Source organism: Streptomyces thermocarboxydus (assembly GCF_024760485.1).
GTDB classification, from domain to species: domain Bacteria; phylum Actinomycetota; class Actinomycetes; order Streptomycetales; family Streptomycetaceae; genus Streptomyces; species Streptomyces cellulosae.
This window is the reverse complement of record NZ_CP058273.1, coordinates 5,501,502-5,522,873: the sequence shown is the minus strand read 5'-3', so window position 1 is coordinate 5,522,873 and position 21,372 is coordinate 5,501,502. Positions and strand designations below refer to the sequence as shown.

Sequence of the window (21,372 nt, the reverse complement as noted above, 5' to 3'; positions counted from 1 at the left end):
ATGTGCGGCATCGCAGGCACGTACCGGTGGCCGGACGGCAAGGCGGTCACCGACCGGCTCACCGAGACCCTCGCCCACCGCGGCCCGGACGGGTCCGGGACGTACGCCCACTCGCTGGGCGACGGCGAGGTTCACCTCGGGCACCGCAGGCTGGCCATCCTCGACCTGTCCGGCACCGGCGCCCAGCCGATGGTGTCGGAGGGGCTGGCCCTCACCTACAACGGCGAGCTGTACAACGCGCCTCAGCTGCGGGCCGAGCTGGAGGGCGCCGGGGTGCGGTTCCGGGGCACCTCGGACACCGAGGTGCTGCTGGAGGCGTGGCGGCGCTGGGGCACGGACTGTCTGCCCCGGCTGCGCGGCATGTTCGCGTTCGCCGTGTTCGACGAGCGCACCGGTGAGCTGGTGCTGGCCCGCGACCAGCTCGGCATCAAGCCGCTGTTCCTGCTGCGGCGCGGCGAAGGGCTGCTGTTCGCCTCGGAGCTGAAGGCGCTGGCGGCGGTAACGGGCGGGTCGCTGGAGGTGGACCCTGCGGCACTGGTGGCGTCGCTGCTGTACTACTGGGTGCCGGACTCGCGGTGCGCGTTCCGCGGGGCGGAGAAGCTGCCGCCGGGAACCTGGCTGCGCTGCCGGCCCGACGGCTCGGTGCAGCGGGGGCGCTTCTGGGATCTGCGGGAGGTCGCCGCCGAGGGGCAGGAGCGGGCGCGGTCCGGTGATCTGCCGGACCTGGCGGCCGTGGTGGAGGAGTCGACACGGCTCCATCTGCTGTCCGACGTGCCGGTGGCGACGTTCCTGTCGGGCGGCCTGGACTCCAGCTATCTGACCGCGCTGGCGGCCCGCGACCGGCCCGGCATCCCCGCGTACACGATCGGGTTCCGGGCGGAGGACGCGCGGTTCGAGGCGATGCCGGACGACCTGCGCTACGCCCGCCGGGTCGCGGAACAGTTCGGGGTGGACCTGCGGGAGATCGAGATCGCCCCGGACGTCCAGGACCTGCTGCCGCGGATGACCTACCACCTGGACGAGCCGGTGGGCGACCCGGCCGCGATCAACACCTTCCTCATCTGCTCGGCCGCACGGGAGGCCGGGGTGAAGGTGATGCTGTCGGGGATGGGCGCCGACGAGCTGTTCGCCGGGTACCGCAAGCATCTGGCGAATCTGATCGGTGTGCGCTACCGGCGGGTGCCGGCGCCGGTGCGGCGCGGGGTGGCCGCCGCCGTGGACCGGCTGCCGGTCGCGACGAGCCGGCGCGGGCTGCGGTCGGTGCGGTTCGCGAAGCGGTTCCTGTCGTTCGCGGGCCTTCCGGAGGAGACCGCGTTCCGCCGCAGCTACACCCTGTACGACCGCGAGGAGCTGATCGGGCTGCTCGACCCGGACCTGGCCCCGGCGGTCGACGACGTGCTGACCGAGCACGCGGACGTCTACCGGGACAACGCCCTCGACGACTTCGTGAACCGCATGTGCCTGACGGACGCGCGGATGTTCCTGCCGGGCCTCAACCTCGCCTACACCGACCGGTCGAGCATGGCCGCGTCGACCGAGGTGCGGGTGCCGTACGTGGACGTCGAGGTGGTCAGGGCGGCGTTCGCGGTGCCCGGCGCGCGCAAGATCGCCGGGCGGCAGGGCAAGGCGGTGCTGAAGGAGGCGGCCACGAGGGTGCTGCCCCGGGAGATCGTGTACCGGCCGAAGGGCCTGTTCAGCGCCCCGCTGCGGGCCTGGATGAGCCGGGACCTCGCCCCGCTGGTGCAGGAGGTGGTGCACGACGGTCTGCTGGTCCGCTCCGGCTTCCTGCGCCGGGAGGCGCTGGCGCGCATGGCCGCCGAGGACGCCGCCGGGCAGCGGGACTTCTCCAAGCACCTCTGGCATGTGCTGACCCTCGAGCACTGGTACCGCGACGCGACCTCCAAGGCCGGCCACGACTCCCCCACCTCGACGGCGTAGAGACAAGAGGAACTCCGTGAAACAGGTAGTGCAGAACTACAAGAGCGGTGAGCTGGCGCTGCTCGACGTGCCGGTGCCGGGCTGCAAGCCGGGCGGGGTGCTGGTGCGCAGCGCCTTCTCGCTGATCTCCACCGGCACCGAGCTGATGAAGGTGTCCGAGGCCGGCATGTCGATGCTGGGCAAGGCGCGGTCGCGTCCGGACCAGGTGGCGAAGGTCGTGCAGAGCGTCGCCTCCAACGGGGTGCCGGCCACGTACCGCAAGGTGATGGGCAAGCTCGACTCGTACACGCCGCTGGGTTATTCGCTGTGCGGGGTGGTGGAGCAGGTCGGCGCCGGGATCGACGACGTGAAGGTGGGCGACCTGGTGGCGTGCGCGGGCAACGAGCACGCGCTGCACGCCGAGCTGAACTGGGTGCCGAAGAACCTCTACGTCCCCGTCCCGGACGGGGTGGCGCCCCGGCACGCGGCGTTCGGCACGGTCGGGTCGATCGCGCTGCAGGGGGTGCGGCAGGGCGAGTCGCGGCTCGGCGAGGTGGCCCTGGTGATCGGTCTGGGACTGATCGGGCAGCTGGTCGTGCAGCTGCTGAACGCCTCCGGGGTGCGGGTGGTCGGCGTGGACCCGGACCCGTCCCGCTGCGAGCTGGCCGAGCGGCTGGGCGCGGCGGCCTGCGGCGACCCGGGTTCGGCGAGCGTGGAGAGCGCGGTCGCCGAACTCACCGGCGGCATGGGCGTGGACCAGGTGTATCTGGCGGCCGGCGGCAGCAGCAACCAGCCGGTGGAGCTGGCCGCGCGGCTGTGCCGGGACCGCGGCCGGGTGATCGACATCGGCAAGTGCCGGCTCGACCTGCCGTGGAACGCGTACTACGAGAAGGAACTCGACGTCCGCTTCTCCCGCAGCTACGGGCCCGGGCGCTACGACCCGGAGTACGAACTCCAGGGCCGCGACTACCCGATCGGCTACGTCCGCTGGACCGAGCGCCGCAATCTGGGGTGCTTCCTCGATCTGATCGCGCGGGGCGGCGTGGACGTGGAGCCGCTGGTGTCGCACGTCGCCGGCTTCGAGGACGCCGTGGAGACGTACCGGCGGCTCGAGGAGGGCGAACTCAAGGCGGTCGCGGTGCTGTTCCGGTACGCGCCGGGGGAGGACGCGGCCTCCGTCGAGGCGCCGGAGGTGACGGTGCCCAGGGTGCCCGAGATGGCGCGCCCGTCCGGGCGGACGGCTCCCGCGCGGCGCTCCGGGCCGGTGCGGCTGGCGTTCGTCGGCGCCGGGAACTACGCGTCGTCGATGCTGCTGCCGCATCTGACGGGCCGCGACGGCGTGGAGCTGTCCACGGTCGTCACCACCACGGCGCTGTCCGCGGCCAACGCCCAGCGGAAGTTCGGCTTCGGGAAGGCCACCACCGACCTGGACGCGGTGCTCGGAGACCCGGCCGTGGACGCGGTGTTCGTGGTGACCCGGCACAGCTCCCACGCCGAGCTGACCCGGCGTGCGCTGCTCGCGGGCAAGGCGGTGTTCGTGGAGAAGCCGCTGGCGCTCACCGAGGAGGAGCTGGCCTCCGTGCTGGCGGCGGTGGAGGAGTCCGGCAACGACCGGATCCAGGTGGGCTTCAACCGCCGGTTCGCCCCGCTGCTCGGGGAGGCCCGAGAGCTGTTCGGCGCCCGCACCGGGCCGGCGAGCCTGCGCTACCTGGTCAACGCGGGCCGACTGGACCACGGCAGCTGGTATCTGCGGCAGGACACCGAGGGGTCCCGGTTCGCCGGGGAGGGCGGGCACTTCGTCGACACCGCGAGCTGGCTGCTGGACGCCGACCCGGTGTCGGTGTACGCGGCCGCCCCGGCCGGCAACGAGGACCTGCAGATCGTGCTGGGCTACCCGGACGGGTCCACGGCGACGATCAGCTACGTCACCTCCGGCCCGGCGTCCTTCCCGAAGGAGACGCTGGACCTGATCGCCGACGGCAAGGTGCTGCGGCTCGACGACTTCACGCGGGCCTCCGTGTACGACGGGCGGCGCCGGCAGTGGGTCGGCTCACGGCTGCCTAAGACGCGGGACAAGGGGCAGAACGCGGAGCTGGCGGCGTTCGTCAAGGCCGTGCGGACGGGCGGCCCTATGCCGGTGCCGCTGGAGTCCCTGGCCGCCACCACGACGGCCACGCTCGCCGTGCGGACCGCGCTGGCGAGCGGAGTCCCGGTCACCCTGGCGGGGGCGCGATGAGCATGAGCGCGGGGTGGTACCTGCGGCGGCTGTCCCGGATGGGGCCGCGTGAGGCCGGCGGCCGGGCCGTCGACGCGGTGCGCCGGCGGCGCCGGCGGTCGGCGCTGCCCGAGCGGCCGCCGGTGACGGGCGTCCGGTTCACGGCCGTGCTGCCCGAGGGCGCGCTCGCCGCGGTGGACCCGGACGCGGTGAAGCGTCTGGTCGCCGAGGCGGACCGGCTGATGTCGGGGCGCGCCGAGTTCTTCGGGGTGGTCCGCGACGACATGGCGGACCCGGACTGGCAGTTCGACCCGAAGACCGGCCGGCGTGCCCCGCTGGACCATGCCTTCGACGTGCCGTACCGGGACGAGGAGGCGGTCGGCGACATCAAGCAGATCTGGGAGCCGTCCCGGCACCAGTACCTGACCGTGCTGGCCGCCGCGTACGCGCTCACCGGGAACGACCGGTACGCGGAGCGGGCGGCCGCGCATCTGCGGTCGTGGTGGGAGGCCAACCCGCCGCTGCGGGGCGTCCATTGGGTCAGCGGCATCGAGCTGGGCATCCGGCTGCTGTCGTGGGTGTGGATCCGGCGGCTGCTGGACGGCTGGGCGGGGGCGCCCGCGCTGTTCGAGGAGAACCCGGTGGCGCTGGACCAGATCTGGCACCACCAGCGCTGGCTGGCCGCGTTCCCCAGCCGGGGCTCGTCGGCGAACAATCACGCGGTCGCCGAGGCGGCCGGGCAGCTCGCCGCGTCCTGCGCGTTCGGCTGGTTCCCGTACTCGCCGCGGTGGCGGGCGGACGCCCTGCGCGACCTGGACCGGCATCTGCGCGCCAACACCTTCCTGTCCGGGATCAACCGGGAGCTGGCCAGCGAGTACCACGGGCTGGTGCTGGAGCTGGGCCTGGCCGCGGTGGCCGAGGCGGACGCCGCGGGCGTGACCGTGCCCGCGACGACACGGCTGGTGCTGCTGCGGATGACGGACGCGCTCGCGGCGGTCGTCGACAACCGGCTGCGCCCGCCCCGTCAGGGCGACGCGGACGACGGACACGGGCTGGTGCTCGACGGCCCGGACACCGACCGCTGGGGGTCGCTGCTGGCCACCGGCGGGGCGGTGTTCGGCCGGCTCGCCTGGTGGCCCGAGGTGCCCGGCGCCGATGTCCGCACCCCGCTGCTGGCCTCACTGACCGAGCCGTACGGCGAGGGTGTGGCGCGTCCGGAGAGCCGGCCCGCGCACTTCGCGGACGCGGGGCTGACCGTGCTGCGCGGGCCCGGGGACATCTGGTGCCGCTGCGACGGCGGGCCGCACGGGTTCCTGTCGATCGCCGCGCACGCCCACGCGGACGCCCTGTCGGTGGAGGTGCGGCACGACGGGGTGGACGTGCTGGCCGACCCGGGCACGTACTGCTACCACGGCCAACCCGAGTGGCGGAGCTACTTCCGCTCCACGCTCGGCCACAGCACGCTCGAGGCGGACGGCCGGGACCAGTCGGTGTCCGGCGGCCCGTTCCTGTGGACGCGGCACGCCGTGACCCGGGTGCTGAAGGTGGACACCGACGGGGAGAAGGCGGCGCGCTGGTGCGCCGAGCACGACGGCTACCGGCCGCTGCTCCACCGGCGGCAGGTCGACGTCACGTACGAGAGCCGTGAGGTGCGGATCACCGACACGGTGAGCGGGGACCGCCGGGAGGTGCGGCTGGCGTTCCACCTCGGCCCGTCGGTGACGGCGGAGCTGGAGGGGAGCCGGGCGCGGCTCACCTGGACGCGGGACGGCGAGGACCGCTCGGCGGTGCTCGGCCTGCCGGACGGGCTCATCTGGCGGGCGCACCGCGGGGAGAGCGATCCGCCGCTGGGCTGGTACTCCCCCGGGTTCGGGCGCAAGGTGCCGAGCACCACGCTGGTCGGCAGCGGATCCGTCGACGGGACGGCCGAGTTCATCACCGTTCTCGGGTTCGACGGCTAGGGGGCTGCGATGGGTCTGCGTGGAGGGGACGTGCGCCGGCGGCGGCTCTGGGCGTCGGCGGCCGGGGTGGCCCTGGCGCTGGCGGTGACCGCCGGGTGCGAGAGCACGCCCGAGCCGGGGACGACGCCGGACGGGCCGTCACGGGCGGACGCGCGCACGCGGCCGGAGGACTCCGGCGGGGCGCCGCGGTCAGTGGCCCGGGTGTGCGACAAGCCCGAACCCGGACCGTCGAAGGCGCCGTCCGGCGCGGTGACCGTGGACCCCTCGGTGCCCGGCGATCTCTCCGCGCAGACCAACTCCAGCCCGGCCGGCACCACGTTCTGGCTGAAGCCCGGAAGACACCGCCTGGCCGACGACCGGTACGCGCAGGTGGAGCCCAAGGACGGCGACACCTACATCGGCGCGCCCGGCGCGGTCCTCGACGGCCGGAAGACCAACCAGTACGCGTTCGGCGGCGGCGCGCGTGACGTCACCATCCGGCATCTGACCGTGCAGGGGTTCGTCGCGCCGCACGACGAGGGCGTGGTGAACCACGACTCGGCCGACGGCTGGCTGATCGAGCACTCCAGGATCCAGTTCAACTCCGGCGCCGGGCTGATGGCCGGGTCCGGGCAGCGGGTGCGGGCGAGCTGCCTGCGCGGCAACGGCCAGTACGGCATGAACGCCTACAAGGGGTCGGGTCCGCTGCGCGACCTGGTGCTGGAGGGCAACGAGATCACCGACAACAACCGGCACGACTGGGAGACCAAGCGGCCCGGCTGCGGCTGCACCGGCGGCGTGAAGTTCTGGGCGGTCGACGGGGCGGACGTGCGCGGCAACTGGGTGCACGGCAACCGCGGCACCGGACTGTGGGCGGACACCAACAACAACGACTTCCTGATCGAGGGCAACGTCCTGGAGGACAACCAGGGCGCCGCCCTGATGTACGAGACCAGCTACAACGCGGTGATCAGGAACAACACCATCCGGCGGAACAACTGGGCGGAGGGCAGGCGGTACGCGGAGCGCGGCGACACCTTCCCGTTCGCCACCGTGTACATCTCGGAGTCCGGCGGCGAGCCCCGGGTGAAGGCCCGCACCGACACGCTGGAGATCTCCGGGAACCTCTTCCAGGACAACTGGAACGCGATCACCCTGTGGGAGAACGCCGACCGGTTCTGCAACAGCCCCGCCAACACCTCCTCGGCCGACTGCACGCTGCTCGTCGAGGACGTCGACCGCTGCGCGCAACCCGGCATCGCCAAGGCGCCGCTGTACGCGGACTGCCGGTGGCGGACCCAGCGGGTGGACATCCACCACAACCGGTTCCTGCTGGACAAGTCCGCGATGGACTGCACGTCGATGTGCGACCGCATGGCGGTCCTCGCCAACTACGGCACCTACCCGGACTGGTCGCCGTACATGGGCGAGAAGGTCGCCGACGCCGTCACCCTGAAGCAGCACAACCGCTGGCGGAACAACGTCTACGAGGGGCCGTGGACGTTCGTCGCGCACGACCCGAGCGGGGAGCTGGACTTCCAGGAGTGGCGAGGCGCGCCGTACCGGCAGGACGCGGGGTCCGCCTTCCGCTCCGGGGACGGTGGTTGACGTGCGGGTGGAGAACACTCCGAGAACGGTCGGGACGGTGTGGGGGCTGCTGGTCCTCAACACCCTCGGCTCCACGGGCGCGGAGACCGTCGTGCCGCTGCCCCGGTCGCTGATCCAGATGGTGACGATGGGCGCCCTGGTCGCCGCGTTCGCGCTGGCGCTGGCCATGAACCTGCGGCTGCGGGTGCGGCCCAGCGCGTTCCTGCTGCTGCTCGGTCTGCTGCTGGTGCCGAGCCTGATCTCCAGCGTGGACCTGAGCGCCGGGTTCGGGGCGCTGTTCCGGTGCGGCCGGTTCGCGGTGTTCGTGGCCACGCTGTGGCTGGTCAGCCGCTGGTGGGACGGGTCCACCACCTTCGTGCGGTATCACATCCGCTGGTACTTCCTGGTGCTGTGCTCGGTCGCCGCCGGTCTGGTGCTGTCGCCGGGCGCGGCCCTGCCCGACCTGTACGGAGGCCGTCTGGTGGGCGCGCTGTGGCCGCTGACACCGCCGCAGATCGGCCAGTACGCGGCGGTGGTCGTGGGGCTCGCGGTGCTGCTGGTGCTCGGTCGGCGCACCGACCGGCGGAGCGCCGCGCTGGTGATCGTGCCGTCGCTGGCGCTGCTCGCCCTCACGCACACCCGGACGGCGACGATCGGGCTGCTCGCGGGTCTGGTGGTGGCGATCGGCTCCATGGTGCTGACCAGCGCCGCCGCCCGCCGCTGGTTCGGCTGGGCGCTGGTGTGCGCGGCGGTCGCCGCGGTCGCGTTCGGGTCGCTGCTCCAGGCGTGGTTCCTGCGCGGGCAGACCGAGGAGAACTTCTCCACCCTCACCGGCCGCGCCAAGGTGTGGGAGGCGCTGCTGGACGCGCCGCGCACAGGCGTGGAGCGGCTGTTCGGGGTGGGGCTCGGCGACAAGTCGTTCGACGGCCTGCCCATCGACAACAGCTGGCTCGCCGTCTACCACGAACAGGGCCTCCTGGGCGTGGCGTTGGTCGCCGCGTTCGTGCTGGTGCCGGCCACGGTCGCGCTGCTGCGGCCGCCGTCGCTGGCGCGGGCCTGCGCCCTGTTCCTGATCACCTACTGCGGGCTCGCCTCGTACACGGAGGCGGGCCTGGGCGACGCCTCGCCGTACCTGCTGCATCTGGCGCTGGCGGCCTCGCTGCTGGTGGCGCCCTCCGCACCGCCCGCGCCGGAGGCGGAGCCGCCTGCGCCGGAGCCCGTCCGCAGGACCGTCGCGCGGCCGGTCCACGGCAAGGAGGTGGCGTGAATGCACGTCATGGTGGTGCACAACCGCTACGCGTCGGCGCAGCCGAGCGGGGAGAACAAGGTCGTCGACCAGGAGGTCGCGCTGCTGCGGGAGGCCGGCCACCGGGTCGGGGTGTTCGAGCGGCGCAGCGACGAGATCGCCGCCCGCTCGCTGCCCGCCAAGGCCGCGATCCCGCTGCTGGTGCCGTGGAACCCGGCGGTGCGCGCCCGGCTGGCGGAGCGGCTGCGCGCCGAGCGTCCCGACGTGGTGCACCTGCACAACGTGTTCCCGCTGCTGTCGCCCGCGGTGATCGCCGCGTGCGCGGACGCCGGGGTGCCTGCGGTCGCCACGCTGCACAACTACACGCAGGTGTGCCCGCCGGGCACCCTGCACCGGGACGGCTCGCCGTGCACCGCGTGCGTGGGGCGGGCGCCGCTGCCCGCCGTCCGGCACGGGTGCTACCGGAACTCCCGCCTGGCGACCGTGCCGTTGGCGGTGAGCCTGTCGGTGAACCGGCGGCGCTGGTGGTCGGGCGTGGAACGGTTCTTCTGCATCTCGGCGGCGCAGCGCGAGGTGCTGGCGGGCGCGGGGATGCCGGGCGAACGGCTGGTGGTGAAGCACAACTTCGTGCCGGAGACCGACGTACGCCGCACCGGCCCCGGCGAGCACCTGCTGTACCTGGGGCGGCTCGCCGAGGTGAAGGGCGTACGGCTGCTGATGGCCGCGTGGGACGAGCTCGCCGCCGCCGGCGGGGTCGGCGTGCCGCTGGTGATCGCCGGCACGGGCCCGCTGGAGGCGGAGGTGGCGGCCTGGGCGGCGGGCCGGGACGACGTGCGCTACGTCGGCCTGTACGACCGGGCGCGGTGCCGTGAGGCCGTCGCGGGGGCGGTGGCCGTGGTGGCGCCGTCGACGTGGAAGGAGGCGTTCGGGCTGGTGGTCGTGGAGGCGATGGCGGCGGGGGTGCCGGCCGTCGCCGCCGGGCACGGCGCGTTCACCGAGCTGGTCGAGGACGGGGTGACCGGGCTGCTGCACCGGCCGGACGACGCCGCGTCGCTGGCGGCCGCGTTGCGCCGGGTCACCGCGGACGGTGAAGGCAACCGGGAGATGGGCCGGGCCGCCCGGCTCCGCTACGAGCGGGGCTTCAGCCCGGAGGTGGGGCTGGCGCGCCTGGAGGAGGGGTACCGCGCGGCGGTCGCGGGACACGGCGGGGCGGACCCGTCGCGAGGGGACACGCACACGGGCTCGCGCCGGGGGGACCTGCGCGAGCGGGATGGGGGAAGCAGATGACACGTTGCCGACTGTGCGGTTCGACGGCGCTGGAGAGCGTCGTCGACCTGGGGGCGACCCCGCCGTGCGAGAGCTTTCTCGCCGCGGAGCAGCTGGACGCGCCGGAGCAGACGTACCCGCTGCACCTGCGGGTGTGCACGGACTGCCGGCTGGCGCAGATCCCGCCGCTGATCACGCCGGAGGAGACGTTCAGCGAGTACGCGTACTTCTCGTCGTACTCCTCCTCCTGGGTGGAGCACGCGCGGGTCTTCGTGGAGGACGCGGCGGCGCGGCTCGGGCTCGGCGAGGACTCCTTCGTGGTGGAGGTGGCGAGCAACGACGGCTATCTGCTGCGGCACGTGGTGGACCGGGGCATCCGCTGCCTCGGCGTCGAGCCGTCGGTGAACGTCGGCGCGGCGGCGCGGGAGGCGGGCGTGCCCACGCACACCGCGTTCCTGAGCCCCGAGACGGGCGCGGAGGTGCGCGCCGAGCACGGGCCGGCCGACCTGGTCGTCGCCAACAACGTGTACGCGCACATCCCGGACGTCATCGGCTTCACGAAGGGGCTGCGCGCCCTGGTCGCGGACGACGGCTGGGTGTCGATCGAGGTGCAGCACCTGCTGACCCTGATCGAGGAGAACCAGTACGACACGATCTACCACGAGCACTTCCAGTACTACACGGTCGCCTCCGCGATCCGGGCGCTGGCGAGCGGCGGTCTCGCCCTGGTGGACGTGGAGCTGCTGCCCACGCACGGCGGGTCGCTCCGGCTGTGGGCGCGGCCCGAGGAGACGGCCGGGGAGCCCAGCCGGCGGGTGGCCGATGTCCTGGCACGGGAGAAGGCCGCCGGACTGCAGGAGCTGTCCGGCTACACCGAGTTCTCCGCCCGGGTGGCCAAGGTGCGCCGGGACCTGCTGCGGTTCCTGGTCGAGGCGGCCGAGGAGGGGAAGACGGTCGTCGGCTACGGCGCCCCCGGCAAGGGCAACACGCTGCTCAACCACTGCGGCATCCGGCCCGACCTGCTGGCGTACACGGTGGACCGCAACCCGTACAAGCACGGCCGGTACACGCCGGGCACGCGCATCCCGATCCTGCCGCCGGAGCGGATCGCCGCCGACCGGCCGGACTACGTGCTGGTGCTGCCGTGGAACCTGCGCGCCGAGCTGACCGAGCAGCTGGCGTACGTGCACGAGTGGGGCGGCCGGCTGGTCTTCCCCATCCCGGAACTGAGCATTGTCGAGGTCTCGCGATGAAGGTCGTACTGTTCTGCGGCGGTTACGGGATGCGCATGCGCGCCGGGGCGAACGACGACCTACCCAAGCCGATGGCGATGGTCGGCCCGCGCCCGCTGATCTGGCACGTGATGCGCTACTACGCGCACTACGGGCACAAGGAGTTCATCCTGTGCCTGGGCTACGGCGCCCACCACATCAAGAACTTCTTCCTCACCTACGAGGAGACCGTCTCCAACGACTTCGTGCTGCGCGGCGGCCGCACCGAGCTGCTGTCCACCGACATCGCGGACTGGACCATCACGTTCGCGCAGACCGGCATCGAGTCGCCCATCGGGGAACGGCTGCGCCGGGTGCGGGAGCATCTGGACGGCGACGAGATGTTCCTCGCCAACTACGCGGACGTGCTCACCGACGCCCCGCTGCCGGAGATGATCGACCGGTTCTCCCGCCGGGACGCGGGCGCGTCGATGATGGTGGTGCCGCCGCAGTCGTCGTTCCACTGCGTGGAGCTGGGCCAGGACGGCCTGGTGGGCGGCATCACCCCGGTGAGTGAGCTGCCGCTGTGGGAGAACGGCGGCTACTTCGTGCTGCGCCAGGAGATCTTCGACCACATCCCCGAGAACGGAGATCTCGTCGCCGACGGGTGTGCCCAACTGGCCAAGCGGGGAAGGCTCGTCGCACACCGGCACCGCGGCTTCTGGCAGCCGACCGACACGGTCAAGGAGCGCACGGCGCTGGACGAGGCCTACGCCCGGGGGGACCGTCCGTGGGCCGTGTGGGAGCGGGAGCGCACGGGGACGGGGGTGAGCGCGTGATCCGGCTGGGAGCGGGGCGTCTGGAGCGGGTCGTCGCGGTGGGCGCGCACTGCGACGACATCGCCATCGGCGCCGGCGGCACCCTGCTGACCCTGTGCCGGGCCCACCCGGGCCTCAGGGTCGACGCGCTGGTGCTGTCCGGCGGGGGCACGGAGCGCGAGCAGGAGGAGCAGCAGGCGCTCGCCGCGTTCTGTCCGGGCGCCGACCTCAGGCTGACCGTGGACAAGCTGCCCGACGGCCGGCTGCCCGCGCACTGGGCGGAGGCGAAGGCCGCGGTCGAGGAGCTGCGCGCCCGCACCGAGCCCGACCTGGTGCTCGCCCCGCGCACCGAGGACGCGCACCAGGACCACCGTGGTCTGGCGAAGCTGATGACGACCGCGTTCCGCGACCATCTCGTGCTGGGCTACGAGATCGTCAAGTGGGACGGGGACCTGGGCCGTCCGGTGGTGTACCAGCCGCTGGCGCCGGAGACGGCCGAGGACAAGGTGCGGCTGCTGCAGGAGCACTACCCCTCGCAGCGGCACCGGCCCTGGTACGACCGGGAGGCCTTCCTGGGGCTCGCCCGGATCCGGGGCATCGAAAGCAACGCGCGCTACGCCGAGGCGTTCGCCGTCACCAAACTCACTGTCGACCTGGGGGGTTGAAACCTTGCGCGTACTGCTCACCGGACACCAGGGCTATCTGGGCACCGTGATGGCCCCGGTGCTCACGGCCGCCGGACACGAGGTCACCGGGCTGGACGCCGGCCTGTTCGCCGACTGCGTGCTGGGGCCGACGCCCGCGGACCCTCCGGGGACGCGGGTGGACCTGCGGGACGTCACGGCCGGTCATGTGGCCGGCGTGGACGCCGTGATCCACCTGGCCGCCCTGTCCAACGACCCGCTGGGGGCGCTGGCGCCGGAACTCACCTACGACATCAACCACCACGCGTCCGTACGGCTGGCGAAGCTGGCCCGGGACGCGGGGGTGCGGCGCTTCCTGTACGCCTCGACCTGCTCGGTCTACGGCGCGGCGGGCGGCGACGAACTGGTGGCCGAGGAAGCCCCGCTGCGCCCGGTGACGCCGTACGCCGAGTCCAAGGTGCGAGTCGAGGACGACCTGCACGAACTGGCCGACGACGACTTCAGCCCGGTCTACATGCGCAACGCGACCGCCTTCGGCTACTCGCCCCGGCTGCGCGCCGACATCGTGCTGAACAACCTCGTCGGGCACGCCCTGCTGTCCGGTGAGGTGCTGGTGCTGTCCGACGGCACGCCGTGGCGTCCGCTGGTGCACGCCGCGGACATCGCCCGGGCGTTCACGGCCGCCCTGGAGGCGCCCCGGGAGGCGGTGCACGACACGGCGTTCAACATCGGCAGCGAGACCAACAACGTCACGGTCGCGGAGATCGCCCAGCAGGTCGCGGAGGCGGTGGACGGCTCCAAGGTGGTCATCACCGGCGAGACGGGCGCCGACCCGCGCTCCTACCGGGTGGACTTCTCCCGCTTCCGGGAGGCGATCCCCGGCTTCGCGTGCGAGTGGTCGGTGCAGCGCGGCGCGCTCGAACTGGCGGACAAGTACCGGACGCACGGGCTGACCCGGGAGGCGTTCGAGCAGCGGTTCACCCGGCTCGCCGTGCTGCGCGCCGCGTCCGACGCGGGCACGGTCGACGACACCCTGCGGTGGCGGTCGTGACCACGCCGGGCGAGGAGATGCACGCCCTGGTGGAGCGGATGTACCCGCTCTGCCGGAGCATCACCGGCGACGGGGTGCGCGCCACCCTGGACGTCGTCGGGGAGCATCTGCCGCTGGAGGTGCACGAGGTGCCCACCGGCACACAGGTGCTCGACTGGACGGTGCCGCAGGAGTGGAACGTCCGCGAGGCGTGGATCGCCGACCCGTCCGGGCGGCGGGTCGTCGATCTCGCCGACTCCAGCCTGCACGTGCTCGGGTACAGCGTGCCGGTGTCGGCGCGAATGCCCCTGTCGGAGCTGCGCCCGCATCTGCACACCCTGCCCGAGCACCCGAAATGGGTTCCGTACCGCACCAGTTACTACAAGCCGGACTGGGGCTTCTGCCTCGCGCAGGAGACCCTGGACGCGCTGCCGGACGGCGAGTACGAGGTGCGGATCGACTCCACCCTCGCGGACGGGCACCTCACCTACGGTGAGCACGTGGTGTCGGGACAGGTGCCCGACGAGGTGCTCGTCTCCAGCCACGTCTGCCACCCGTCGCTGGCCAACGACAACCTGGCCGGCATCGCGGTGGCCGTCTTCCTCGCCCGGTCGCTCGGGGAGAGCACGCCGTACTACACGTACCGGTTCCTGTTCGCGCCCGGCACCATCGGGGCGATCACCTGGCTGGCCCGCAACGCCGGCCGGGTGGAGCGGGTGCGGCACGGTCTTGTGCTGGCCTGCGCGGGGGACCGCGGCTCGCTGACGTACAAGCGCAGCAGGCGCGGGGACGCGGAGATCGACCGGGTGATGCGGTACGTCCTGGAGACGTCCGGACGGCCGCACGAGATACGGGAGTTCACCCCGTACGGCTACGACGAGCGGCAGTTCTGCTCGCCGGGCTTCGACCTCGGGGTCGGGTCGCTCAGCCGGACCCCGTACGCCGGCTACCCGGAGTACCACACCTCGGCGGACGACCTGGACTTCGTGACGCCGGAGGCGATGGAGGACACCCTCGCCGTGTGCCGGGAGGCGTTCGCCGTGCTCGACCGGAACCGGCGGTACGTCAACCTCAGCCCGTACGGGGAACCGCAGTTGGGCCGGCGCGGGCTCTACGGGGCGCTCGGCGGCCGCAGTGACGCGCAGGAGGCCCAGATGGCGATGCTGTGGGTGCTCAGCCTCTCCGACGGCGAGCACGGTCTGCTGGACGTGGCCGAGCGGGCCGGTCTGCCGTTCGACACCGTCGTCGCGGCGGCCGACGCCCTGCACGGCGCCGGACTGGTCAAGGCGTGAGGCCGATGGCCACCGAGGGGGACAGGACGACAGCGGCGCCGGCGGCGCGCCCGGCCCGCACCGTCACGCGGGCCGTCGCGGGCCGCCTGTCGTGGGGGCTCGCCGACCAGGCGGCCTCCAGCCTGTCGAACTTCGCCGTGGGCGTGTACGTGGCGCGCTCGCTGGGACTGACCGCGTTCGGCGTGTTCAGCCTGGCCTGGGTGACCTACGGCGTGGTGCTCAGCGTCTCCCGGGGGCTGGCCACCGACCCTCTCGTGGTGCGGTTCAGCGGCGTGTCCGAGGCGTCCTGGCGGCAAGCGGTGTCGCGTTCCACGGGCACCTCGCTGGGCGTCGGCGCGGTCATCGGCGCGCTGTGCGTGGCGCTCTGGCCGCTGCTCGGCGGCAGCGTGGGCGCGGCGTTCGCCTGCCTGGGCGTGGTGCTGCCCGGGCTGCTGCTCCAGGACGCCTGGCGGTACTCGTTCTTCGCCGCCGGCGTCGGCCGGAAGGCGTTCGTCAACGACGTGGTGTGGGGCGTGGCGCTGATCCCCGCCATGGTCGTGGCGGCGCAGGCGGGCACCGTGCCCGCGTTCGTGCTCGCCTGGGGCGGCTCGGCCGCGGTGGCGGGGGTGTACGGCTGGGCGCAGTCCGGCATCCGGCCGCGGCTCACCGGGGCCCGGCCGTGGATCCGCGACCACCGTGACCTCGGCTACCGCTACCTGGTCGAGAACACCTGCGTGAGCGGCGCGGGCCAGCTGCGCGCGTACGGGCTCGGCGCCATCGTCGGCGTCGGCGCGGTCGGCGTCGTCCGGGGCGCCGAACTGCTGCAGGGCCCGTTCCTGGCCGTGCTGATGGGGCTGACGCTGGTCACCGTGGCCGAGGCGGCGCGGATGCTGCGGCAGGCCCCGCACCGGCTCGGCCGGTTCTGTCTGTTCCTGGGCGGCGGCCAGGCGGTCGCCGCCCTGCTGTGGGGCTGCGTGCTGCTGCTGATGCCGGACCGGGCTGGGGAGCTGGTCCTGGGAGACGTGTGGCCCGCCGCCAAGGAACTCATCATTCCGGCCACCCTCAGTGTCGCGGGGGCCGGTGTCGGTACCGGAGCGGCCGCCGGGCTGCGCGCACTCGGCGCGGCCCGGCTCAGTCTGCGGTGCCAGATCTTCGCCTCAGTCTGCTACGTCGGTCTCGGGATCGGCGGTGCGGCCCTCGGCGGCACCGTCGGCTCGGCCTGGGGGGCCGCGGCCGCGTCCGTGTGCGGTTCGGCCGCGTGGTGGCTGCATCTGAGGATCGCGCTGCGCGAGCACCACCGAGATCTCTCATCCGTGAAGTGAGGACGTATGACCGCGCAACCCCGGCTGAGCATCGGCCTACCCGTGTACAACGGCGAGGAGTACCTCGCCGAGTCGCTGGAGGCCCTGCTCGGCCAGACGTACGAGGACTTCGAGTTGGTCATCACCGACAACGCGTCGACCGACGGGACCCAGGACATCTGCCGGCGTTACGCCAAGCAGGACTCCCGCATCCGGTACATCCCGCTGACCCGGAACATCGGCGCCGCGCCGAACCACAACTACGTCTTCACCCAGTGCCGCGGCGAGCTGTTCAAGTGGGCCTCGCACGACGACCTGTACGCCCGTGACCTGCTGAAGCGCTGTGTGGAGGCGCTGGACGAGCACCCGGACGTGATCCTCGCCCACAGCGACCAGGCGGTCATCGACGCCGACGGCAAGGTCAAGGTGCCATACGCCTACACGCTGAACACCGGCTCGCCGCACGCGCCCGAGCGGTTCCGCAGCCTGCTGTTCGAGCCCGGCGGCGACGACTTCTACGGCGTGATGCGCGCCGACGTGCTGCGCCGGGTCAAGCCGCACGACAGCTACCACCACGCGGACCGCACCTTCGTCGCCGAGATCACCCTGCACGGCCGCTTCCACCAGGTGCCGGAGCTGCTGTACTTCCGCCGCGACCACCCCACCCGCGCCGAGCGGGCCAACCCCTCCAAGCGCGCCCGCTGCGTCAACCTGGACCCGCGCCGCGCAGGACTGCTGCACCCGACGCCCCGGCTGCTCGCCGAGTACGTGTGGGGGTTCGTGTCGGCGGTGCGACGGGCGCCGCTGTCCCCCGCCGACCGGCGCGCCTGCTACCGGCATCTCGCCTCGTGGGCGACCAGCCGGGTCCGGCCGGGCGCCGGCGAGCGGGTCGAGGACCGGGCCCCGGTGGACCCGGCCGCCCTGGACATCTCCGTCGACGCCCTGGTCGCCGGCCGCGAGGGGGGTGGCGCGTGACGTCTCCCCGGGTGGGCCTCTTCGGTCTGTTCGGCTCCGGGAACGTCGGCAACGACGGCTCACTGGTGGCAGTCCTGGACCATCTGCGCGCGGACCGTCCGGAGGCGGAGGTGGACGCCCTGTGCGGCGGCCCCGAGACCGTCACGGCCCGGTACGGGATACCGGCCGCACGCCTGCACTGGTTCCGCGGCGAGTACCGCACGGCCGCCCGCCCGGGTGACATCGCGGGCAAGGGCGTGGGGAAGCTCGTGGACGCCTTCCGCATCGCGGCCTGGGTGCGCCGGCACGACCTGGTGATCGTGCCCGGCACCGGCATCCTGGAGAGCACGCTGCCGCTGCGGCCGTGGGGCATGCCGTACTCGCTGTTCCTGGTGTGCGCGGCGGGACGGCTGCTGCGCACGCCGGTCGCGCTGGTCGGGGTCGGGGCGTCCGGGACGGGCAGCCGTCCGGTGCGGGCGCTGACCCGCTGGGCGGCGCGGCTGGCCGCGTACCGGTCGTACCGGGACACGCTGTCGCGGGACGCGATACGGGCGATGGGCGTGGACACCTCGCGCGACGAGGTGTACGCCGACCTGGTGTTCGCCCTGCCGACTCCCCCGCCGGGCGACCCCTCGGGGCCGCCCGGACCGGTGTGCGTGGGCGTCATGGACTTCGGCGGCAGCAACGACGAACGGGACCGGGCGGAGGAGCTGCGCTCCCGCTATCTGGACGGCATGACGCGGTTCGTGCGCGCGCTGGCCGCGGAGGGCAGGCCGGTGCGGCTGCTCACCGGCGACGACGTCGACCGGCCGGTGACCGAGGCGATCCTCGAGGCGGTGGACTCGCCGCTGGTCACCGCCGCCGCCACGGCGTCGCTGGGTGACCTGATGAAGGAGATGGCGGTCGCGGACACCGTGGTGGCGACCCGCTACCACAATCTGGTGTGCGCCCTGAAGGTCGGAACGCCGGCGCTCGCCGTGAGCTACGCGGCGAAGAGCGACCGGCTGATGGCCGACATGGGGCTGGGCGAGCACTGTCACCCGGCGCGGGACATCGACGCGGGCCGGCTGCTGGAACAGTTCCGCGCACTGGAGCGCGACCGGGCGGAGGTCCGGCGGACCCTCGCCGAGGGCAACCCGGTACTGGCCGGACGCGTCCGCCGGCAGTTCGAGGCGCTGAACGCGCTCTTACCGGCGTCCGACGCCGCACCCGACCACGTACGTCAGGAGACGCCATGAAGGTGACCGAGGTCCCGGCGATCGCCGGGGCGCTCCTGTTCGAGCCGACGCCGTTCACCGACGAACGCGGCTTCTTCTGCCGCACGTTCGACGCGGACGTGGTGCGTTCCGTGGGCATCGACCCGAACGCCTTCGTCCAGGACAGCCTCTCCCGTTCGGTGCGGGGCGTGGTGCGCGGCATGCATCTGCGGTCCGGCGAGGGCGAGGCGAAACTGGTCCGCTGCTCGTACGGCCGGATCTTCGACGTGGTGGTGGACCTGCGGCCCGGCTCGCCGACGTACCTGGGCCGGGCCACGGTCGAGCTGTCCGGGGACACGCAGGCCACGCTGTACGTGCCGGCGGGCTGCGCGCACGGTTTCCAGGCGCTGACGGAGACCGCCGACACCTCGTACCGGATCGACCGCGAGCACGACCCGTCGGAGGACGTGACGATCGCCTTCGACGACCCCGAACTGGCCGTCCCCTGGCCGCTGCCGGTGACGCTGACGTCGGAACGGGACCGCAAGGCGCCGGGCCTGGCGGAGGTGCTGAGAACGCTGGAGGTGAAGGCGCCATGAGCGGCGAGGAGTGGGAACTGCCCGTGTCCCGGGCGGTGAACGAACGGCTGCACGCGGCGATCCCGGGCGGGGCGCACACGTACGCCAAGGGCGACGACCAGTACCCGCAGGACCTGGCGCCGGTCATCAGCCACGGGCGTGGCGCCCATGTGTGGGACGTCGACGGCAACGAGTACATCGAGTACGGCTCGGGGCTGCGGTCGGTGAGTCTCGGGCACGCCCATCCGCGGGTGCTGGAGGCGGTGCGGCGGGAACTGGACCGGGGCAGCAACTTCGTCCGCCCGTCGGTGGTGGAGGCTCAGGCGGCGGAGCGGTTCCTCGCCACCGTGCCGACCGCGGAGATGGTGAAGTTCGCGAAGAACGGCTCCGACGCGACCACGGCGGCGGTGCGGCTGGCGCGCGCCGTCACCGGGCGCGCGCGGGTGGCGCTCTGCGCGGACCATCCGTTCTTCTCGGTGGATGACTGGTTCATCGGCACCACGCCGCTGTCGGCGGGCATCCCGTCGCAGACCACGGATCTGACGGTGACGTTCCCGTACGGCGATCCGGCCGCCGTGGAGGCGCTGTTCGACCGGTACCCGGACGAGATCGCCTGCCTGATCCTGGAGCCGGCCACCCAGACAGAGCCCCCGCCGGGCTACCTCGCCGGGCTGCGCGACCTCGCGCACCGCCACGGCAGCCTGCTGGTCTTCGACGAGATGATCACCGGCTTCCGCTGGTCCGAGGCGGGCGCGCAGGGCCTGTACGGGGTGACCCCCGACCTGTCCACCTTCGGCAAGGCGCTGGGCAACGGCTTCGCGGTGTCCGCGCTGGCCGGGCGCCGCGAGCTGATGGAGCGCGGCGGGCTGCGGCACGACGGCGACCGGGTGTTCCTGCTGTCCACCACGCACGGCGCGGAGACGCACGCCCTGGCGGCGGCGATGGCCGTGCAGACCACGTACGTGGAGGAGGGCGTCACGGCGCGGCTGCACGCGCTGGGCGAGCGGCTGGCCGCGGGCGTGCGGGACGCGGCGGCCGCGATGGGCGTCGCCGACCATGTGATGGTCCGGGGCCGCGCCAGCAACCTGGTGTTCGCGACGCTGGACGCGCGGGGCCGGCCGTCGCAGGAGTACCGGACGCTGTTCCTGCGACGGTTGCTCATGGGCGGGGTGCTGGCCCCGTCGTTCGTGGTGAGCGGCGCGCTGGAAGAGGCCGACATCGACCGCACGGTGGACGTGGTCGGCCAGGCGTGTGCGGTGTACCGCAAGGCACTGGACGCGGGCGATCCGACGCCGTGGCTGGGCGGCAGGCCGGTACGGCCGGTGTTCCGGCGGAGGGCGTGAGGTCGGGGGCGTCCTGAGGGACGGTCTTGAGGACCCGCCCCTGAGGGGCGGGTCCTCAGGGGCGGGTCCTGACGGACGTTTCCTGAGGGGCGGGTCCTCAGGGGCGGGTCCTCAGGGGCGGGTCCTGAGGGATGCCCGTCAACTGAGGCGGTGGCGTGGGGAGTCGGCCACCCGGTCGATGACCCACGCCGCCGCCGGCACCACCGCCAGGGCGGTGCAGCAGCCGCCCACCGTGTCGGTCGGGTAGTGCGCCCCGGTGGCGACCTGGGCCCAGCCCATGAGGGCGCCGGCGGCGGAGGCGGCGGCCAGGGCGAGGACGGTGCCGGACGTCGGGCCGAGCCCGAACCTTCCTGCCGCGAGCAGCGCCAAGGTGAGGGCGAACGCCGTGAGGAAGGCGGTGTGGCCGCTCGGGAAGGCCAGGTTGTCGTCGCCGTTGATGGTGCGGGCGGCGAGGGGCTTGAGCAGGCGCGTCGCGCCGACGGTGAGCCCGGGACCGGCGAGGAGCAGCACGGCGGCGCGATGCCGGCGGGCCCTCAGGCAGGCGACGACACCGGCCGTGAGCAGCAGGAGCGCACCCCCGGGGTCGCCCAGGAAGTCCGTCGCGTTGGCGATGTCCCACCAGGGTTCCCCGACCCCGTACGCGGCCGCCCCGATCCGGGCGTCCGTCCGCCCGGGCCCGGCGTCACCGGCGTACCGGAAGCCGAGCCCGACGACCACGAGTCCGGCGAGCACGGCGACAACGGCAAGACGCCCGCGCATCGCCACAGGCAGCACCGCCGCGGCGGTCACCTTGCCGTCCGTCACCGTCACCGTGCCGCCCACCCCCGTGCAACGCCCCCTTCTCAGGTTAACCGA

At 73.2% G+C, this 21,372-nt stretch carries 17 protein-coding genes; 16 read left to right on the top strand and 1 reads right to left on the bottom strand.

Going from position 1 to position 21,372, the window contains the following annotated elements:
• The 16 genes from asnB to AY578_RS25325 are packed head-to-tail and all read left to right on the top strand — an operon-like array spanning nt 1 to nt 20,517.
• Nucleotides 1-1,938: an asparagine synthase (glutamine-hydrolyzing) gene (gene asnB, locus AY578_RS25400; protein WP_019526433.1), complete on the top strand. Its 1,938-nt coding sequence runs from the start codon at nt 1-3 to the stop codon at nt 1,936-1,938.
• Nucleotides 1,939-1,954: 16 nt separating this feature from the next.
• Nucleotides 1,955-4,153 (top strand): bi-domain-containing oxidoreductase, encoded by a 2,199-nt coding sequence (locus tag AY578_RS25395; RefSeq protein ID WP_028960080.1) that lies wholly within the window; start codon nt 1,955-1,957, stop codon nt 4,151-4,153.
• A complete protein-coding gene (locus tag AY578_RS25390; protein ID WP_019526431.1) occupies nt 4,150-6,093 on the top strand; it encodes a heparinase II/III family protein in 1,944 nt (647 codons plus the stop codon). The genes AY578_RS25395 and AY578_RS25390 overlap by 4 nt, the downstream gene beginning before the upstream one ends.
• A 9-nt stretch (nt 6,094-6,102) precedes the next feature.
• On the top strand, nt 6,103-7,680 hold the full coding sequence (locus AY578_RS25385; protein WP_258905631.1) for a right-handed parallel beta-helix repeat-containing protein: 1,578 nt from the start codon (nt 6,103-6,105) through the stop codon (nt 7,678-7,680).
• On the top strand, nt 7,673-8,926 hold the full coding sequence (locus AY578_RS25380; protein ID WP_370878989.1) for an O-antigen ligase family protein: 1,254 nt from the start codon (nt 7,673-7,675) through the stop codon (nt 8,924-8,926). Before AY578_RS25385 ends, AY578_RS25380 begins: the two co-directional genes overlap by 8 nt.
• Nucleotides 8,927-10,192 carry a glycosyltransferase gene (locus AY578_RS25375; RefSeq protein WP_258905629.1) on the top strand — a complete coding sequence of 422 codons (1,266 nt, stop codon included), beginning with the start codon at nt 8,927-8,929 and terminating at the stop codon, nt 10,190-10,192.
• Nucleotides 10,189-11,424 carry a class I SAM-dependent methyltransferase gene (locus AY578_RS25370; RefSeq protein WP_028960083.1) on the top strand — a complete coding sequence of 412 codons (1,236 nt, stop codon included), beginning with the start codon at nt 10,189-10,191 and terminating at the stop codon, nt 11,422-11,424. Before AY578_RS25375 ends, AY578_RS25370 begins: the two co-directional genes overlap by 4 nt.
• Nucleotides 11,421-12,221 carry a glycosyltransferase family protein gene (locus tag AY578_RS25365; RefSeq protein ID WP_019526426.1) on the top strand — a complete coding sequence of 267 codons (801 nt, stop codon included), beginning with the start codon at nt 11,421-11,423 and terminating at the stop codon, nt 12,219-12,221. Before AY578_RS25370 ends, AY578_RS25365 begins: the two co-directional genes overlap by 4 nt.
• Complete coding sequence (locus tag AY578_RS25360) at nt 12,218-12,865, top strand: PIG-L deacetylase family protein (RefSeq protein ID WP_026244059.1); 648 nt, start codon at nt 12,218-12,220, stop codon at nt 12,863-12,865. Before AY578_RS25365 ends, AY578_RS25360 begins: the two co-directional genes overlap by 4 nt.
• A 4-nt stretch (nt 12,866-12,869) precedes the next feature.
• Complete coding sequence (locus AY578_RS25355; RefSeq protein ID WP_019526424.1) at nt 12,870-13,895, top strand: NAD-dependent epimerase/dehydratase family protein; 1,026 nt, start codon at nt 12,870-12,872, stop codon at nt 13,893-13,895.
• Nucleotides 13,883-15,166, top strand: a complete 1,284-nt coding sequence (locus tag AY578_RS25350) for a DUF4910 domain-containing protein (RefSeq protein ID WP_019526423.1) — start codon at nt 13,883-13,885, stop codon at nt 15,164-15,166. Before AY578_RS25355 ends, AY578_RS25350 begins: the two co-directional genes overlap by 13 nt.
• Before the next feature lie 5 nt (nt 15,167-15,171).
• The gene (locus AY578_RS25345) at nt 15,172-16,467 is read left to right on the top strand and encodes an MATE family efflux transporter (RefSeq protein ID WP_028960085.1); all 1,296 of its coding nucleotides are present in this window, start codon (nt 15,172-15,174) and stop codon (nt 16,465-16,467) included.
• Nucleotides 16,468-16,473: 6 nt separating this feature from the next.
• On the top strand, nt 16,474-17,421 hold the full coding sequence (locus AY578_RS25340; protein WP_019526421.1) for a glycosyltransferase family 2 protein: 948 nt from the start codon (nt 16,474-16,476) through the stop codon (nt 17,419-17,421).
• 11 nt (nt 17,422-17,432) lie between these two features.
• Complete coding sequence (locus AY578_RS25335; RefSeq protein WP_215048201.1) at nt 17,433-18,638, top strand: polysaccharide pyruvyl transferase family protein; 1,206 nt, start codon at nt 17,433-17,435, stop codon at nt 18,636-18,638.
• Nucleotides 18,635-19,195: a dTDP-4-dehydrorhamnose 3,5-epimerase gene (gene rfbC / locus AY578_RS25330; protein ID WP_019526419.1), complete on the top strand. Its 561-nt coding sequence runs from the start codon at nt 18,635-18,637 to the stop codon at nt 19,193-19,195. Before AY578_RS25335 ends, rfbC begins: the two co-directional genes overlap by 4 nt.
• The gene (locus tag AY578_RS25325; RefSeq protein ID WP_019526418.1) at nt 19,192-20,517 is read left to right on the top strand and encodes a glutamate-1-semialdehyde 2,1-aminomutase; all 1,326 of its coding nucleotides are present in this window, start codon (nt 19,192-19,194) and stop codon (nt 20,515-20,517) included. The genes rfbC and AY578_RS25325 overlap by 4 nt, the downstream gene beginning before the upstream one ends.
• Before the next feature lie 138 nt (nt 20,518-20,655).
• Here the strand turns inward: AY578_RS25325 and AY578_RS25320 are convergent, their stop codons facing one another.
• Nucleotides 20,656-21,339, bottom strand: coding sequence for a phosphatase PAP2 family protein (locus AY578_RS25320; RefSeq protein WP_136237998.1), 684 nt, complete (start codon nt 21,337-21,339; stop codon nt 20,656-20,658).
• Nucleotides 21,340-21,372: the final 33 nt, after the last annotated feature.

Bases quoted from the DNA above. Each gene is read 5' to 3' on its own strand.
- asnB (WP_019526433.1), top strand. From the start codon at position 1: ATGTGCGGCATCGCAGGCACGTACCGGTGGCCGGACGGCAAGGCGGTC.
- AY578_RS25390 (WP_019526431.1), top strand. From the start codon at position 4,150: ATGAGCATGAGCGCGGGGTGGTACCTGCGGCGGCTGTCCCGGATGGGG.
- AY578_RS25385 (WP_258905631.1), top strand. From the start codon at position 6,103: ATGGGTCTGCGTGGAGGGGACGTGCGCCGGCGGCGGCTCTGGGCGTCG.
- AY578_RS25375 (WP_258905629.1), top strand. From the start codon at position 8,927: ATGCACGTCATGGTGGTGCACAACCGCTACGCGTCGGCGCAGCCGAGC.
- AY578_RS25370 (WP_028960083.1), top strand. From the start codon at position 10,189: ATGACACGTTGCCGACTGTGCGGTTCGACGGCGCTGGAGAGCGTCGTC.
- AY578_RS25365 (WP_019526426.1), top strand. From the start codon at position 11,421: ATGAAGGTCGTACTGTTCTGCGGCGGTTACGGGATGCGCATGCGCGCC.
- AY578_RS25345 (WP_028960085.1), top strand. From the start codon at position 15,172: ATGGCCACCGAGGGGGACAGGACGACAGCGGCGCCGGCGGCGCGCCCG.
- AY578_RS25340 (WP_019526421.1), top strand. From the start codon at position 16,474: ATGACCGCGCAACCCCGGCTGAGCATCGGCCTACCCGTGTACAACGGC.
- rfbC (WP_019526419.1), top strand. From the start codon at position 18,635: ATGAAGGTGACCGAGGTCCCGGCGATCGCCGGGGCGCTCCTGTTCGAG.
- AY578_RS25325 (WP_019526418.1), top strand. From the start codon at position 19,192: ATGAGCGGCGAGGAGTGGGAACTGCCCGTGTCCCGGGCGGTGAACGAA.